The following is a 13,830-nucleotide window of genomic DNA, read 5'->3' as shown; positions in this document are numbered from 1 at the left end:
GAAGCTCGTGGCTGACGTCTAACGGCCACTATCGATCAGGAGTTACTCAATGAACGTTCGTCTGCTGGGTTTGGCCGTAGCTTTAGGTTTAGCACTTCCGGTGGCCGCTCAGGCGCAGATGCTGCAGCCGGGTTTGTGGGAATTGACCTCGAGCAACATGAAAGCCGATGACCAGAACCTGCCGGATCTGCAACTGATCCTCGGTCAGATACAGAGCCAGATGACGCCTGAACAGCGCGCGCAGCTGGAGAAGCAGGGCATCACCATGGGCGGCAAGGGGATCCGGGCTTGCCTGACGCCGGAGCAAGTGAAGACCGACAACATTCCGCTGACGGATCCGCAATCGGGCTGCAAGCAGGAAATCACCGAGCGCACCGGTAACCAGTGGAAATTCCGCTTCAGCTGCCCGAAAGCGCAGGGTGCGGGTGTCGCCACATTCCTCAGTGATCGTGAGTTCACCACCAAGGTGAATGGCACGTTCAACGCCACCGGCATTCAGCAGAAGGGTAGCCTTGATACTCGCGCGGTGTGGTTGGGGCAGGATTGCGGGACAGTGAAGCCAAGGGCTTAAAAGCTTCGCGGGCAAGCCTCGCTCCTACGGGGACGGTATAAAACCTGTAGGAGCGAGGCTTGCCCGCGAAGGCGTCATTTCAGGCACCCGCAATCCCCGTTGATCTCAGCCAATCACACACCGCCTCAATGGCCATCCGGCCAAAATCCTCTCCGGTACGACTGCGTACGCTGACAAACCCGCCTTCTTTTTCTTTCTCCCCAATCACTACCAGATACGGCACTTGCTGGCTGTGTTCGCGAATCTTGTGGCGGACCTTCTCGTTGCGCAGGTCCGCACGGGCGCGTACACCGCTTCGGCGCAAGGCCTCGGTCACCCACTGTGCGTAATCCGTTTGGCGATCATCCATGCTCACGACCATCACGTGCGGCGGTGCCCGCCAGTCGTCCAGTTCCTCCTGGCAAGACCAGCACGTGCCATAGATCCGCTGTGGCGCAAGGCCGCTGATGTGATCGAGCGCGAATGCCTGCAACACTCTGGTTGCCGGAGCATGCGGGCCCATCGACACACATTCGAAGTCCCCGAGCAGGTAGGTCGCAAGTTTTTCCATGTACTTGGAACGCGGTGACGGCTCGCGCCGGCGGATCGAATGATTGGTCGCCGCCAGGGTCTTCATGCGCGCTTCGATGCCCGCAAGGTCGTCCAGGTTTAACGGTCGTTCAAAGGCAAACTCATAATAGAACCCGTCACCCAGCGCCGATCCGGTCTGCAATTGCGCTTTTGGATAGAGCTGTTTCACGGCCATCGCCAGCATCAATGCGCAGGAGCGGCGCAGTATCTCCAGGCCATCGGGTTCTTGAGGCGTCACGATGCTGACCCGGGCATCGGCCTCGATCAAGAACTGACAGTCCACCAATACGCCGTCCACCCGGCCGGCGACGGCTGCTTTGGCAAGCCCGGGACCAATGCTCGCGGCGAACTCGTACACCGACAACGGTTGGTCGTATTCACGCAATGAACCATCGCTCAGAGTGATGTGGATCATGTCGGTGCTCTCGAGTGCTGCACTAGCGTGTAAACCGTAGCGGTAAACCCTGGCAGCTGTCATTAAGACATTTGTCGTGCCACGCCATTTGCCCCGATACCAACGTAGTGCTCACGCTGTGGCGAAAGCGCCGTTGCGCGAAGGGCGTCCAGCCGCATTGAGACAGGATCGGCTGTTGGGAGACGGCAACGCCACCAGGTTCGGGTTTGATCAACACCAGGTCGGCCCAATACCCTTCGCGCAAATAGCCTCGGTCGGGAATCGCAAACAGATCGGCGACACGGTGACTGGTCTTGGCCACAAGGGTGGTGATCGGTAGAACGTCATCCGCCACCAACTCCAGCAGGGCGGGCAGGGCGTGTTGCACCAATGGCAAGCCGGACGGTGCCTGGCAGTAGGGACGTTGCTTTTCGTCCCAGGTGTGAGGCGCGTGATCGCTGCCGATGACGTCCAGTCGATCACTCATCAGGGCCCGGCGCAAGGTGTCTCGGTCGGCCTGAGTCTTGATCGCCGGGTTGCATTTGATCAAGTTGCCGAGCGTTGCGTAGTCGCGATCGTCGAAGAGCAGGTGGTGCAGACAGACTTCGGCGGTAATGCGTTTTTGTGTCAGTGGCTTGTCTTCGAACAACGCCAGTTCGCGGGCGGTGGTCAGGTGCAACACGTGTAGCCGGGTGCCATGCCGCTTGGCCAGATCCACGGCCATCGAGGACGAACGGAAGCAGGCCTCGGCATTGCGGATCAGCGGATGGGCTGCTGCGGGAATGTGCTCGCCGAACAGCTCTCGCAGGTTCACCGCATTGGCGTCGATGCTGGGCGTGTGTTCGCAGTGGGCCAACAGGATCGTCGGCACCTCGGCGAATAGCCGCTCCAGGACCTTGGGATCGTCTACCAGCATGTTGCCCGTGGACGCGCCCATGAACACTTTTACGCCGGCCACTTCGCAAGGATTGAGCGCGGCGACGGTGTCGAGATTGTCGTTGCTCACGCCGAAGTGAAAACCGTAGTTGGCCACCGAATTGATCGCTGCGCGGCGCTTCTTGTCGGCCAATGCTGCCAGCGTCAGGGTCGCCGGATTCGTGTTGGGCATGTCCATGAAACTGGTGATGCCGCCGGCCACCGCAGCTCGCGATTCGGTGTAGAAACTGCCCTTGTCGGGCGAACCGGGATCGCGGAAGTGCACCTGATCATCGATCATTCCAGGCATCAACCACTGGCCGTCAGCATCGATTTCGACGGCAGCATTTTCCCCTTCGATGCTGCTCGCGATCTTGACGATGCGACCATGGCCGACCAACAGATCACCGTCAAACTCACGTCCTTCATTCACCAGCCGGGCATTGCGAATCAGCACGTTGTTCATGGTCAGAACTCGTTTTGCAGGGCTTTGTAGCCACGCACCAGATCGACGTTGGTGCGCGCCACGTCTTCGGAAAACTCCGAGGCGCTGACGCTCACCGGCGGGAATTGCGACAGGTCAGTCTTGGGCCCGATGCGGGTGGTAGAGGGCACGTAGAAGTCGGCAGGCAAGTCGCGACCGTCGACCACCGAGTTGTGCCGCACCACGCAGCCATCACCGACGGCGCAGTTGAACAGCACGCTGTTGAACCCGATGAACACCCGGTCGCCCACGGAGCACGGACCATGAACGATGGAGCGGTGGGCGATCGAGCTGAACTCGCCGATCGTCACCGCCGCACCGGACTTGGAGTGGATCACCACGCCGTCCTGGATGTTCGAGTTGGCGCCGATGGTGATCGGCTCCATCTCGCCCGAGGCGTCGACTTCGTCCGCGCGAATCACCGCGTAGGGGCCGACGAAAACGTTCTCGCCGATCACCACTTTGCCGCAGATGATCGCGGTCTTATCAACGTAGGCGGACTCCGCAATCAGCGGCAAATCGCCTGAGGGATTCTTGCGGATCATGGCTTGCTCAAAGCCTCGTACAAGGTGTTGAGGTTGTACTCGAACAACCCGGTAAAGGTGCTCGCCGGACCGGTGGCGGCGAGCGCATCGGAGTACAGCGTGCCGCCAATGTGTGCACCGCTTTCATCGGCAATCTGCTTGAGCAGGCGGGCGTCCTTGATGTTCTCCATGAACACCGCTTTGACCTTGGCCTGGCGAATCTGGGTGATCAGCGCAGCGACTTCGGCGGCGGAAGGTTCGCGCTCGGTGGACAGACCTTGTGGCGCCATGAAGTCGATGCCATAGGCCTGACCGAGATAACCGAATGCGTCGTGGGACGTCACGATCTTGCGGTTGCCCGGTGGCAGCGAACCGAGCTTGGCTTTGGCTTCGGCGAGCAGCGCGTAGATCTGTTTCAGGTAGGCCTGGCTGTTGCGTACGTAGTCGGCTTTGTTCGCCGGGTCGGCGGCGATCAGCGCCTTGGTGATGTTGCTGATGTACAGCTCGGTGTTCGCCAGGTTGTGCCAGGCGTGAGGGTCGGGGACGGTCTCGCCATCTTCATCCAGCGAGCGTGGGATGACACCGTGGCTCGCGCTGATGACCGGGGTTTTGGTCTCGGTGCTGGTCACCAGGCGGTCCAGCCACGGCTCGAAACCCAAGCCGTTTTTGATGATGAGTCTGGCCTTGAGCAATGCCTTGGCATCATCCGGGGTTGGCTCATAGGTGTGAGCATCGGCGTCGGGGCCGACCATGTTGGTGATCTGGATGTGCTCGCCACCGACCTGATGGGTCATGTCGGCGAGGATGCTGAAGCTGGTGACCACCTGCAGTTTTTCCGCCGCAGACAACGACATCGACAGCATCAAACTGAACAGCACGAGTAAAGCGCGCATCGGGAAACACCTCATTGGGATGTGAGCAAGGGCGGGCGGCGCAGCAAGCCGTGCACCGGTCCGAACACCACGGACAGCAGGTACCCGCCGCCAGCCACCAGCACGATCGCCGGGCCGCTGGGCAGCGAGTAATAGAACGACAGCAACAAGCCGAGCCATACCGAGAGACAGCCGAACACCCCGGCGATGGCCATCAACACGGGCAAGCGTCGACTCCAGAAACGCGACGCGGCGGCGGGCAACATCATCAGACCGACGACCATCAACGCGCCGATGGCTTGAAATCCGATCACCAGATTCAGCACCACCAATGTCAGGAATACGCCGTGTGCCAGCGGACCCAGACGGCTGACGGTTTGCAGAAACAGTGGGTCGAGGGTGTCCAGCAACAACGGTTTGTAGATGAGCGCCATGACGATAAGGCTGAGCCCTGAGACCCACAACATGCCAGTCAACGTCGGGCCGTCGACCGCCAACGCCGAGCCAAAAAGCAGGTGCAGCAGGTCCAGGCGTTTACCGGCGATGCCGAGGATCAGCACGCCGCTGGCGAGTGAGATGGGGTAGATTGCGGCGAGGCTCGCGTCTTCTCTCAGACCTGTGCGGCGGGTGATCCATGCCGCGAGCCCGGCCATGCTCAGGCCCGCACCGAGGCCGCCGAAGGTCAGTGCCGGAAGGCTCAACCCGGCGAACCAGAAGCCGAGCGCTGCGCCGGGCAGGATGCCGTGAGCAACCGCGTCACCGATCAGACTCATGCGTCGCAGGATCAGAAATACGCCGAGCGGTGCCGTGCTGCAGGCCAACACCAATCCACCGAGCAGTGCCCGGCGCATGAACACGAACTCGTGGAACGGTTGCCAAAGATGGGCAGCGGCGAGCATCAGGCCACCTGCGTCTGTGGTTGTTGGCGGATAAGCTCGGTGCTCGAACCGAGGACGCAGCCGCTGCTTTTGATCAGCAGCGTTTGAGGAATGTGTTGGCGCACGGCGGCGAGGTCATGACACACGACCACCAGGGTTCGACCTTCGGCGTGCCAGGCGTGGATGTTTCTCCACAGCAGTGATTGACCGAGTTCATCGAGGGCTGCGTGAGGTTCGTCGAGCAACAACAAGGGCGCTTCGGCGAGGCTCAATCGGGCGAGCAGGGCGCGCTGCAATTCGCCGCCGGAGAGGGCCATCAATGGGCGCTGTTCCAGACCGGTCAGGCACCAGTTTTCCAGCACGGCTTTAAGGCGTTGGCTTCGGACTTCGGGGGAAAGCTTGCTGCCCCAGAAACCTGCGGCGACCAACTCTTGCAGACTGATCGGGAATTGCCGGTCGAGGTGCTGTTGCTGAGGGAGAAACGAGAGTGAGCCTTTGCGTGGAACATCCAGGATCACTTTGCCGGTCAGTGGTTTTTGCAGGCCGGCGATGACTTTCAGCAGGCTGCTTTTGCCTGAGCCGTTGGCGCCGATCACGGCGGTCAGACTGCCTTGGTTCAGTTCGAAATCTATCGGCGGCGTGAGCGGTTGGCCCGGTGCACCCCAGCGCAACGCGTCGCAGCGAATCATGCGGCCTCCCAATTCCATCGGCTTTCGGCGACGGCGTCGTGGGCGTGCAGGCTCTCGGCGTGGACGACTTTCAAGTAGAAGGCATTGATGCCGGGGGAACGCTTCAACGCCAGATTCAAACGGCGAGCGGCGTCTTCGCAGAACATCAGGTTTTGACCATTGGCCAGCGCGAAGGCTTGTTCGTCCGCGCGCTTTACCGCGGTTTGCACGGCGGTGCCGAGGGCGGCTTCGGCGTCGTTGATCAGCGCAATCAGTGGCAGGTCATCGAGATAATCATCGAGACGCAGCCTCAGCTGCGCATTGCTGCGTTGGCTGTGAGGCGTGGCAACGATGCCTTTTGTGGTGCCGAGCCAAGCCAAAACATCGGCGTGTTGCAGTGGCTGGTTGGCAAAGTCGTCGACGAATTGCTGCTGAATCAACTGCCGCGCCAGTGCAGCTGAACAGGGGCAAGTTGAGGAATAGGGGATGTCGATGTTTAGTTCCACGTGGAACATCGCGTTTTTCAAACGCGCATTGATGCTGACTGGATAGGATTTCCAACCGGACAATGGACTGATCAGCGCTGGCCGTTTGAGCAGAAAATCTGCGTGAATGTTCAGGTAAGCGCTGTTGGATAGACCTTCATGGGTATCGAGAAATCGCTGCAAGACACGCCGCAACAGGGCGGGTGTCAGGCGTTCCTGTTCGAGTATTTCCAGCGCCAGGTACAGCCGCGACATATGAATGCCGCGCGCTTCTCCATCGTCGAGGCTCACGCCCGCATCGGCCTTCGCGCTCAATCGTTGGCCATCGAACAAAACTGGAAGAGCAATGCCGCACATGCCCACCCATTCAAGTGGCAGGGCTTGGCGTGAGGCCTGCGCGGCGATATCCGGCAGAGTCAGCGCATTCATGAGCAGGTCCATCGTGAAAGTCGGTTCAACATGTTATGTTATTACATTAAAATCGACTACGCCTTTTTCACGAGCGGCTTTCACCATGCACAGACGTCACTTGCTCAACTTGATCCTGGCCAGCGCGGCCTTCGCATTGCCCTTCGGTGTTGGCGCCACGCAAATTCGCAACGCGCGGCTCTGGCGCTCGGATGACAAGTTGCGCCTGGTGTTCGATCTGAGCGGGCCGGTGCAGTACAAAACCTTTTCACTGAGCGCGCCTGAGCGGCTGATCATTGACCTGAGTGGCGCCAACGTCAGTGGCGACTTCAGTCAGCTGGTGCTTGGCAACACGGTGATTCGCTCGATCCGCTCCGGACACTTTGGTCAGGGCGATACGCGGATCGTCCTCGACCTCAGCGGCCCGGTGCAGCTCAACAGCTTTTTGTTGCCGCCGCAGGACGGGCAGGGTCATCGGCTGGTGCTCGACCTGAAGACCGCGGCCCCCTTGCAAATAGCCGCCGCGCCCGTGGCAGCCATCGACAAGACTCACCCGAAACGGGACATCATCGTGGTGGTCGACCCCGGCCATGGCGGCAAAGACCCGGGCGCAGTCGGCGCCAAAGGCGAGCGTGAGAAAGACGTGGTGCTGTCCATCGCTCAGCTGTTGGCCAAACGGCTGAAAAGGGAGAAGGGCTTCGACGTGAAACTGGTGCGCAACGACGACTTCTTCGTCCCGCTGCGCAAGCGCGTGGAGATCGCCCGCAAACACAACGCCGATATGTTCATCTCGGTGCATGCCGATGCGGCGCCGCGTCTCACGGCTTCTGGCGCGTCGGTGTATTGCTTGTCTGAGGGCGGAGCGACGTCGGCCACGGCACGCTTCATGGCGCAGCGAGAGAACGGCGCGGACCTGTTGGGCGCCACCAGCCTGCTCAATCTCAAGGACAAGGACCCGATGCTGGCCGGGGTGATTCTCGACATGTCGATGAACGCTACCCTCGCCGCGAGTTTGCAGTTGGGCAACACGGTGCTTGGCAGTCTGGCGGGCATCACCACGTTGCATCAGAAGCGCGTGGAGCAGGCAGGATTTGCCGTGCTTAAATCGCCGGACGTGCCTTCGATCCTGGTGGAAACCGGCTTCATTTCCAACGCTCGCGACAGTCAGCGGCTGGTCACGGCGCGGCATCAGCAGGCCGTGGCTGACGGATTGTTCGAAGGATTACAGCGCTACTTCCAGAAGAATCCGCCGGTCAACAGTTACATCGCCTGGCAGCAGGAACAGCAAAAAGCGCAGGCCTAGCAGCCGGTGATCCGGCTGCAAGTGAACCTGGCACTGCTGCCACCGGAACTGGAAAACCGGTTGATGGTGGTCCAGCCAACCCGACGGTTGTAGCCCACCCAGGCTTCGCCGTCGGAAGCGATCCCTGTGAAGAATGTCAGTTGCCCGTAGCGACTGTTGGTTTGCGCCCAATAGCGCTTGCCCGCCCGTTCGAAGCCTCGCAAGTAGATCGTGCTGCCGACGGTGTTGACGCTGTAAGCGTTGCCGTTGGCATCCACGCAGGCCAGCAGGTTAGCGCTGCGGGTGCAGCTGGCCAGGCTCGGGATTTGCGCCCAGGCGTCTACGGCGAGCAGCAGCGAAACGCTTATCAGCGTTAATTTCAAGGCAGTGCGCATGGGGTTTCTCTCGGGGCGAACGGGCTTCAGCATCCTGCCCTTTGTCACTGCCGGCAAGAGGGGAGTGGTCTAATTGCATTGTTATACTATAACATTGAATTAAGCCCGACACTGCGACCGGGCATCTTCTGTGAGGATTACCTGATGCCCAATCGTCTCCCCGTGACCGTTTTGTCGGGCTTTCTCGGCGCCGGCAAAAGCACGCTGCTCAACTACGTGCTGCGTAACCGCGACAACCTGCGAGTCGCCGTGATCGTCAACGACATGAGCGAAATCAACATCGATGGCAGCGAAGTTCAGCGTGATGTCACCCTGAACCGCGCCGAAGAAAAACTCGTGGAAATGAGCAACGGCTGCATCTGCTGCACCTTGCGCGAAGACCTGCTCGAAGAAGTCAGCCAACTCGCCAGGGACGGCCGCTTCGATTACTTGCTGATCGAATCCACCGGCATTTCGGAACCCCTTCCCGTGGCGGAAACCTTCACGTTCCGCGACGAAGAAGGGCAAAGCCTGGCCGACATCGCACGTCTCGACACCATGGTCACTGTGGTCGATGGCATGAACTTTCTGCTCGATTATCAGGCCGCCGAAAGCCTCGCCTCGCGTGGCGAAACCCTGGGCGAAGAGGACGAGCGCTCGATCACCGACCTATTGATCGAGCAGATCGAATTCGCCGACGTGATCCTGATCAGCAAGATCGATTTGATCAGCAGCCGCGAGCGTCAGGAGCTGATCGCGATCCTCGAGCGTTTGAACTCGCAAGCCGAAATCATCCCGATGGTCATGGGCGAAATCCCGCTGAAAAAGATCCTCAACACCGGTCGTTTCGACTTTGAAAAAGCGGCACAGGCGCCAGGCTGGTTGCAGGAGCTTCGCGGCGAGCACGTGCCGGAAACCGAGGAATACGGCATCGCTTCCACGGCATATCGAGCACGCAGGCCCTTTCATCCACAGCGCTTTTTCAGCTTCATCGACCGTCCGTGGGTGAATGGCAAATTGCTGCGCTCGAAAGGTTTTTTCTGGCTGGCGAGCAAACCCATGGACGCGGGCAGTTGGTCTCAGGCGGGCGGTTTGATGCGCCATGGTTTTGCCGGACGCTGGTGGCGTTTCGTGCCGAAAACCCAATGGCCGCAGGACGAAGAAAGCACCGCCGGGATCATGGAAAACTGGACCGCCGCCACTGGCGATTGCCGGCAGGAACTGGTGTTCATTGGCCAGAACATCGACTTCAACTTACTCACAGCGGAACTCGACGACTGCCTGCTGAGTGATGAAGAAATGGCGTCCGGCGTCGAGGGCTGGCGGTTGCTACCCGATCCGTTCGGCCCCTGGCATGAAGAGGAAGCCGCGTGATGCCGGCGCCGACCTTGAAGTTACGACCGGTCATTTGCCAGGTTCAGGGTGAGACGCCGCAAGCCCTCGCGCGAATTCTGGACGACGGCGTGAACCTCGCCATTTGGCAGCGCCGACTCCCGGTGCACATCGCCGATTTCGGCCGTTTGTTGCTGTCCCTGAACGAGCCATTGGCCGAGTCGCTGGTTTTGGAAATGCCCGCTGACGACACCGAGCCCAATCTGCAGGGACTGGCCTCGGGCTTCAACGATCTTGAAGGCTACGAAGGCTTCATCGCCGACGTTTCCTGGTTGGTCAGCGCATTCGCCTGTCTGTTGGGCGCCAAGCGTATCGGCGTGCGTCTACGGGTTCTGGACAAAGCCATGTGCCCGCGTTTTCACGTCGATCATGTGCCCGTGCGCTTGATCACCACGTACGCCGGAATCGGCAGCGAATGGCTGAAGGAAGGGGCAATGGATCGCCGCCAATTGAGCAAACCCGAAGCCGAACCCACGGATGATTCGCTGATCCAGCACATCGGCAGTGGTTGCGTGGCTTTACTCAAGGGCGAGAAATGGCACGGCAACGAAGGCTTTGGCCTGATCCACCGCTCGCCGCAACCCGCGCCGGGCGAGCGCCGTTTGATCCTGACCCTCGACTGGTTGGGTTAGCGGATCAAGGCTTGAGCCAGTTGCCCTGGCTCTGGCCTTCGCAAAACGGCTTCAGATACGCCGCGTCGGTGGCCACGCCGTAATAGTGAATATCCTGTCGGTAAGGCATATTGGCGACTTGGGCGTTGCTGCACACACCGAATGCACCGCCGGGGCATTGGTCGACGTATTGCACGTCGACTTTCTGGCCAGCAAGGTTGGGCTGGCAGAACCCGTCGGCGAAGAGCTTTTCCGGGATGTTGCGGTTCTGCTGGCAGACTTTCACGTCGAGGCGCTCAGCCGTGCTATGTACTACGCAAGCCTGGGCCAGCGCCTCGCCGCAAACCAGCGCCAGAAGCAACGTCCAGCCAATCAACCGCATCCTTTACCTCCTCAGAAAACACCGACCATGTTGCAGAACATTCCCACGCACGTCATTGCCGGCCCCTTGGGTGCAGGCAAGACCAGTTTGATCAAGCATCTGTTGGCGCAGCGGCCGGCGAACGAGCGCTGGGCGGTGCTGATCAACGAGTTCGGCCAGATCGGCCTAGACGCCGCGTTGCTGACCCGGGACGCCGATGGTATCGCACTGGGCGAAGTGGCCGGGGGCTGTTTGTGTTGCGTCAATGGTGCGCCGTTTCAGATTGGCCTCGGACGTTTGCTGCGCAAGGCGCGGCCGGATCGGTTGTTTATCGAGCCATCCGGGCTGGGCCATCCGGCGCAGTTGCTCAGGCAACTGCATGAGGCGCCGTGGTTGGGTGTGCTGGCCGTCCAGCCCAGCGTGCTGGTGCTGGATGCCCAAGCGCTCGCCGCCGGCAAACAGCTGCCTGTGACGCAGCAGGAGGCGTTGGGCAGCGCCGGGCTGTTGCTGCTGAACAAGTCGGAAAACCTCGACACAGGCGATCGTCAACGAATGGTTGCGCAGTTGCCGGCGCGGCGCGTGTACTGGACGCAACAGGCGCGGTTGCCATTGAGCGAGTTGCCCGGCCTGGAGGCGAAGGCTGTGGCGGGTGTGGATAACTTCATCCAACCCAAAGGAATGGCGCAGATGCCGACCGTCTGGACCGATCCCGAGGTGCCGATTTGCTTGAGTCAGGAGCAGGAGGGTGGCTGGAGCATTGGCTGGCGCTGGCATCCGAGCCAGACATTCGATTCCGCGCGCGTAGGCCGATGGCTTGAAAGCCTTGCCTGGCGGCGGGCGAAGCTGGTTATCCACAGCAGCGACGGCTGGGTTTCAGCGAATGCCCTGGATAACTCGCCATTGGCGTGGCAGCCCAGCGAGTGGCGCCGGGATTCGCGGATCGAGCTGATCTTCAGCGAGCCGCAGGAGATTGATTCATTGCAGAGCGCGCTGGCCGACTGTCGGCTGAATTAAGGACGCCATTTTGTGTGTTCTTGCCGCCACTGACTAAGCTCAATCACTTCAGCGCGAGGCTTCGCCACGTCGACCACCGGAGGCGTGTCGTCGAACGGCATCGGGTAGGGCGCCAGTTCGATCTGCGCGCTGTGGGCGCCGAACTGGGTGATGGTGCCGTTGTGGCGGGTTTCGCCAGTCACCGTGAACTCGAAGTTATACACGCGGGCCAAGCGTCGCCGCCCGTTGGCATCCTTGATGAAGGCGATTTTTTTCAGCGCCACGTTGCCGTCCAGCAACTCGATCCCGAGCTTGACGCAGTGCAGCTTGACCCGCTCCAGCGCGCGCTCACGCAAGCCATGGTTGTGCCACAGCCACGCGCCGCCTGTGGCGAGCAGCATCAGCACGAAGATATTTCCGAGGGTCAGCATCAACAGGGTGCTCCAACTAGATAGTGTCAGCTTAACTGCGTCGCCGGTCTGTCGTACAGGCTGCGTTTAGTCGCATACTGCGCGGCTTGAATTTCAATCGGTTTACGGAAAACTCACCGCATGAAACGTACGCCCCATCTGCTCGCCATTCAGTCCCACGTGGTGTTCGGCCACGCTGGCAACAGCGCCGCGGTTTTCCCGATGCAGCGGGTCGGGGTGAATGTCTGGCCGCTCAATACCGTGCAGTTCTCCAATCACACCCAATACGGGCAGTGGGCGGGCGACGTGCTGGCACCGCAGCAGATTCCCGAATTGGTCGAAGGCATTGCAGCGATTGGCGAGTTGGGCAATTGCGATGCGGTGTTGTCCGGTTACCTCGGCAGTGCAGCCCAGGGCCGGGCTATCCTGACGGGCGTGGCGCGGATCAAGTCGATGAATCCCAAGGCACTGTATCTGTGCGACCCGGTGATGGGCCATCCAGAGAAGGGTTGCAGCGTGCCGGCCGAAGTCAGCGATTTTCTGCTGGAAGAAGCGGCAGCCATGGCGGACTTCATGTGCCCGAACCAACTGGAACTGGACAGCTTCTCGGGCCGCAAGCCGCAGTCGCTGTTCGATTGCCTGGCCATGGCGAAAGCGTTGCTGGCACGCGGTCCGCAGGCGGTGCTGGTCAAGCATCTGGCCTATCCCGGTAAACCGGAGGATGTGTTCGAGATGTTGCTGGTGACGAACGAAGGCAGCTGGCACCTGCGACGTCCAATGCTGGCGTTTCCGCGTCAGCCGGTGGGCGTTGGCGACCTGACATCCGGCCTGTTTCTGGCGCGTGTACTGCTGGGAGACAGCCTGGTGGCGGCGTTCGAATTTGCTGCGTCGGCGGTGCATGAAGTGCTGCTGGAGACCCAGGCGTGCGCCAGTTACGAGTTGGAGCTGGTGCGGGCGCAGGACCGTATTGCGCATCCGCGAGTGCGGTTTGAGGCCACCGCGATCAGCCTTTAAAAGCTTAGCGGGCAAGTCGGATCGCCGCACCGCTCGCTCCTACAAGTTCAAGCCGTACACAAAACGTGTGAATGACTTTGACTTGTAGGAGCGAGGCTTGCCCGCGAATGCGATTTAACGGTCAAACGTATCAGGCGTCGCCCTTGATCTCCTGATACCGCTTTTCCAGCTCCTGACGAATCTGCCGACGCTGCTGGGCCTGCATGTAGCGGCGTTTGTCTTCGCTGTTCTGCGGTTGCAGCGGCGGTACGGCGGCGGGTTTGCGGTCGTCATCCACCGCGACCATGGTGAAGAAGCAGCTGTTGGTGTGGCGCACCGAGCGCTCGCGGATGTTTTCGGTCACCACCTTGATGCCGACCTCCATGGAGGTGTTGCCGGTGTAGTTGACCGACGCCAGGAAGGTCACCAGTTCGCCGACATGGATCGGCTCGCGAAAAATCACTTGATCCACCGACAGGGTCACCACGTAGCGGCCGGCATAGCGGCTGGCGCAGGCGTAGGCCACTTCGTCCAGGTACTTGAGCAAGGTGCCGCCGTGGACATTGCCAGAGAAGTTGGCCATGTCGGGAGTCATCAGTACCGTCATCGACAGCTGGGCGTTTCCGGGTTCCATAACGTTCTCAC

The 13,830-nt window shown here is 60.5% G+C and carries 17 protein-coding genes; 6 read left to right on the top strand and 11 right to left on the bottom strand.

What is annotated here, in order from left to right; genetic code table 11:
• Positions 1–49 precede the first annotated feature (49 nt).
• Complete coding sequence (locus tag KGA82_RS08210) at positions 50–571, top strand: DUF3617 domain-containing protein (RefSeq protein ID WP_223450099.1); 522 nt, start codon at positions 50–52, stop codon at positions 569–571.
• A 79-nt stretch (positions 572–650) separates the two neighbouring features.
• Here KGA82_RS08210 and KGA82_RS08205 read toward each other — a convergent pair whose 3' ends face one another.
• From KGA82_RS08205 to folE2, 7 genes are read right to left on the bottom strand one after another with little or no spacing between them, the layout of a single operon-like run.
• Positions 651–1,556, bottom strand: a complete 906-nt coding sequence (locus KGA82_RS08205) for a His/Gly/Thr/Pro-type tRNA ligase C-terminal domain-containing protein (protein WP_008041356.1) — start codon at positions 1,554–1,556, stop codon at positions 651–653.
• A 22-nt stretch (positions 1,557–1,578) separates the two neighbouring features.
• Entirely contained in the window at positions 1,579–2,916 is a 1,338-nt protein-coding gene (locus tag KGA82_RS08200; protein WP_192228160.1) for a dihydroorotase, read from the bottom strand.
• A gap of 2 nt (positions 2,917–2,918) precedes the next feature.
• Complete coding sequence (locus KGA82_RS08195) at positions 2,919–3,479, bottom strand: DapH/DapD/GlmU-related protein (RefSeq protein ID WP_223450098.1); 561 nt, start codon at positions 3,477–3,479, stop codon at positions 2,919–2,921.
• Positions 3,476–4,351 carry a metal ABC transporter substrate-binding protein gene (locus tag KGA82_RS08190; RefSeq protein WP_008027481.1) on the bottom strand — a complete coding sequence of 292 codons (876 nt, stop codon included), beginning with the start codon at positions 4,349–4,351 and terminating at the stop codon, positions 3,476–3,478. Before KGA82_RS08190 ends, KGA82_RS08195 begins: the two co-directional genes overlap by 4 nt.
• 11 nt (positions 4,352–4,362) lie before the next feature.
• Positions 4,363–5,229 (bottom strand): metal ABC transporter permease, encoded by an 867-nt coding sequence (locus tag KGA82_RS08185; RefSeq protein ID WP_223450097.1) that lies wholly within the window; start codon positions 5,227–5,229, stop codon positions 4,363–4,365.
• Positions 5,229–5,897 (bottom strand): metal ABC transporter ATP-binding protein, encoded by a 669-nt coding sequence (locus tag KGA82_RS08180; RefSeq protein WP_223450096.1) that lies wholly within the window; start codon positions 5,895–5,897, stop codon positions 5,229–5,231. The genes KGA82_RS08185 and KGA82_RS08180 overlap by 1 nt, the downstream gene beginning before the upstream one ends.
• The gene (folE2, locus tag KGA82_RS08175) at positions 5,894–6,790 is read right to left on the bottom strand and encodes a GTP cyclohydrolase FolE2 (protein ID WP_223450095.1); all 897 of its coding nucleotides are present in this window, start codon (positions 6,788–6,790) and stop codon (positions 5,894–5,896) included. The genes KGA82_RS08180 and folE2 overlap by 4 nt, the downstream gene beginning before the upstream one ends.
• Before the next feature lie 85 nt (positions 6,791–6,875).
• Between folE2 and KGA82_RS08170 the strand changes: the two genes are divergently transcribed.
• Positions 6,876–8,072 carry an N-acetylmuramoyl-L-alanine amidase gene (locus tag KGA82_RS08170; protein ID WP_223450094.1) on the top strand — a complete coding sequence of 399 codons (1,197 nt, stop codon included), beginning with the start codon at positions 6,876–6,878 and terminating at the stop codon, positions 8,070–8,072.
• Here the strand turns inward: KGA82_RS08170 and KGA82_RS08165 are convergent.
• Positions 8,069–8,446, bottom strand: coding sequence for a glutamine synthetase (locus KGA82_RS08165; protein WP_223450093.1), 378 nt, complete (start codon positions 8,444–8,446; stop codon positions 8,069–8,071). The genes KGA82_RS08170 and KGA82_RS08165 overlap by 4 nt on opposite strands.
• Before the next feature lie 144 nt (positions 8,447–8,590).
• Here KGA82_RS08165 and zigA point away from each other — a divergent pair, with 144 nt between their 5' ends.
• A complete protein-coding gene (gene zigA, locus KGA82_RS08160; RefSeq protein ID WP_008027470.1) occupies positions 8,591–9,799 on the top strand; it encodes a zinc metallochaperone GTPase ZigA in 1,209 nt (402 codons plus the stop codon).
• Positions 9,799–10,449: a DUF1826 domain-containing protein gene (locus tag KGA82_RS08155; RefSeq protein ID WP_223450092.1), complete on the top strand. Its 651-nt coding sequence runs from the start codon at positions 9,799–9,801 to the stop codon at positions 10,447–10,449. Before zigA ends, KGA82_RS08155 begins: the two co-directional genes overlap by 1 nt.
• Before the next feature lie 4 nt (positions 10,450–10,453).
• Here the strand turns inward: KGA82_RS08155 and KGA82_RS08150 are convergent, their stop codons facing one another.
• Complete coding sequence (locus tag KGA82_RS08150) at positions 10,454–10,810, bottom strand: hypothetical protein (RefSeq protein ID WP_008027465.1); 357 nt, start codon at positions 10,808–10,810, stop codon at positions 10,454–10,456.
• Positions 10,811–10,837: 27 nt separating this feature from the next.
• On the opposite strand from KGA82_RS08150, the gene KGA82_RS08145 reads away from it, so the two are divergent.
• Positions 10,838–11,803 (top strand): CobW family GTP-binding protein, encoded by a 966-nt coding sequence (locus tag KGA82_RS08145; protein WP_223450091.1) that lies wholly within the window; start codon positions 10,838–10,840, stop codon positions 11,801–11,803.
• Here KGA82_RS08145 and KGA82_RS08140 read toward each other — a convergent pair.
• Positions 11,800–12,213 (bottom strand): DUF3301 domain-containing protein, encoded by a 414-nt coding sequence (locus KGA82_RS08140; protein WP_008027461.1) that lies wholly within the window; start codon positions 12,211–12,213, stop codon positions 11,800–11,802. The genes KGA82_RS08145 and KGA82_RS08140 overlap by 4 nt on opposite strands.
• A gap of 120 nt (positions 12,214–12,333) precedes the next feature.
• Between KGA82_RS08140 and pdxY the strand changes: the two genes are divergently transcribed.
• Positions 12,334–13,206, top strand: coding sequence for a pyridoxal kinase PdxY (gene pdxY, locus KGA82_RS08135; RefSeq protein WP_192417750.1), 873 nt, complete (start codon positions 12,334–12,336; stop codon positions 13,204–13,206).
• Between the two features lie 130 nt (positions 13,207–13,336).
• Here the strand turns inward: pdxY and KGA82_RS08130 are convergent, their stop codons facing one another.
• Complete coding sequence (locus KGA82_RS08130) at positions 13,337–13,819, bottom strand: acyl-CoA thioesterase (protein ID WP_008027457.1); 483 nt, start codon at positions 13,817–13,819, stop codon at positions 13,337–13,339.
• Positions 13,820–13,830: the final 11 nt, after the last annotated feature.

The sequence above is a fragment of the Pseudomonas sp. BF-RE-22 genome (genome assembly GCF_019956155.1).
GTDB classification, from domain to species: Bacteria; Pseudomonadota; Gammaproteobacteria; order Pseudomonadales; family Pseudomonadaceae; genus Aquipseudomonas; species Aquipseudomonas migulae.
Note: the sequence above shows the minus strand (reverse complement) of the source record. Positions and strands in the feature narration are given on the sequence as shown.

Bases quoted from the DNA above. Each gene is read 5' to 3' on its own strand.
- KGA82_RS08210 (WP_223450099.1), top strand. From the start codon at position 50: ATGAACGTTCGTCTGCTGGGTTTGGCCGTAGCTTTAGGTTTAGCACTT.
- KGA82_RS08205 (WP_008041356.1), bottom strand. From the start codon at position 1,556: ATGATCCACATCACTCTGAGCGATGGTTCATTGCGTGAATACGACCAA.
- KGA82_RS08200 (WP_192228160.1), bottom strand. From the start codon at position 2,916: ATGAACAACGTGCTGATTCGCAATGCCCGGCTGGTGAATGAAGGACGT.
- KGA82_RS08195 (WP_223450098.1), bottom strand. From the start codon at position 3,479: ATGATCCGCAAGAATCCCTCAGGCGATTTGCCGCTGATTGCGGAGTCC.
- KGA82_RS08190 (WP_008027481.1), bottom strand. From the start codon at position 4,351: ATGCGCGCTTTACTCGTGCTGTTCAGTTTGATGCTGTCGATGTCGTTG.
- KGA82_RS08185 (WP_223450097.1), bottom strand. From the start codon at position 5,229: ATGCTCGCCGCTGCCCATCTTTGGCAACCGTTCCACGAGTTCGTGTTC.
- KGA82_RS08180 (WP_223450096.1), bottom strand. From the start codon at position 5,897: ATGATTCGCTGCGACGCGTTGCGCTGGGGTGCACCGGGCCAACCGCTC.
- folE2 (WP_223450095.1), bottom strand. From the start codon at position 6,790: ATGAATGCGCTGACTCTGCCGGATATCGCCGCGCAGGCCTCACGCCAA.
- KGA82_RS08170 (WP_223450094.1), top strand. From the start codon at position 6,876: ATGCACAGACGTCACTTGCTCAACTTGATCCTGGCCAGCGCGGCCTTC.
- KGA82_RS08165 (WP_223450093.1), bottom strand. From the start codon at position 8,446: ATGCGCACTGCCTTGAAATTAACGCTGATAAGCGTTTCGCTGCTGCTC.
- zigA (WP_008027470.1), top strand. From the start codon at position 8,591: ATGCCCAATCGTCTCCCCGTGACCGTTTTGTCGGGCTTTCTCGGCGCC.
- KGA82_RS08155 (WP_223450092.1), top strand. From the start codon at position 9,799: ATGCCGGCGCCGACCTTGAAGTTACGACCGGTCATTTGCCAGGTTCAG.
- KGA82_RS08150 (WP_008027465.1), bottom strand. From the start codon at position 10,810: ATGCGGTTGATTGGCTGGACGTTGCTTCTGGCGCTGGTTTGCGGCGAG.
- KGA82_RS08145 (WP_223450091.1), top strand. From the start codon at position 10,838: ATGTTGCAGAACATTCCCACGCACGTCATTGCCGGCCCCTTGGGTGCA.
- KGA82_RS08140 (WP_008027461.1), bottom strand. From the start codon at position 12,213: ATGCTGACCCTCGGAAATATCTTCGTGCTGATGCTGCTCGCCACAGGC.
- pdxY (WP_192417750.1), top strand. From the start codon at position 12,334: ATGAAACGTACGCCCCATCTGCTCGCCATTCAGTCCCACGTGGTGTTC.
- KGA82_RS08130 (WP_008027457.1), bottom strand. From the start codon at position 13,819: ATGGAACCCGGAAACGCCCAGCTGTCGATGACGGTACTGATGACTCCC.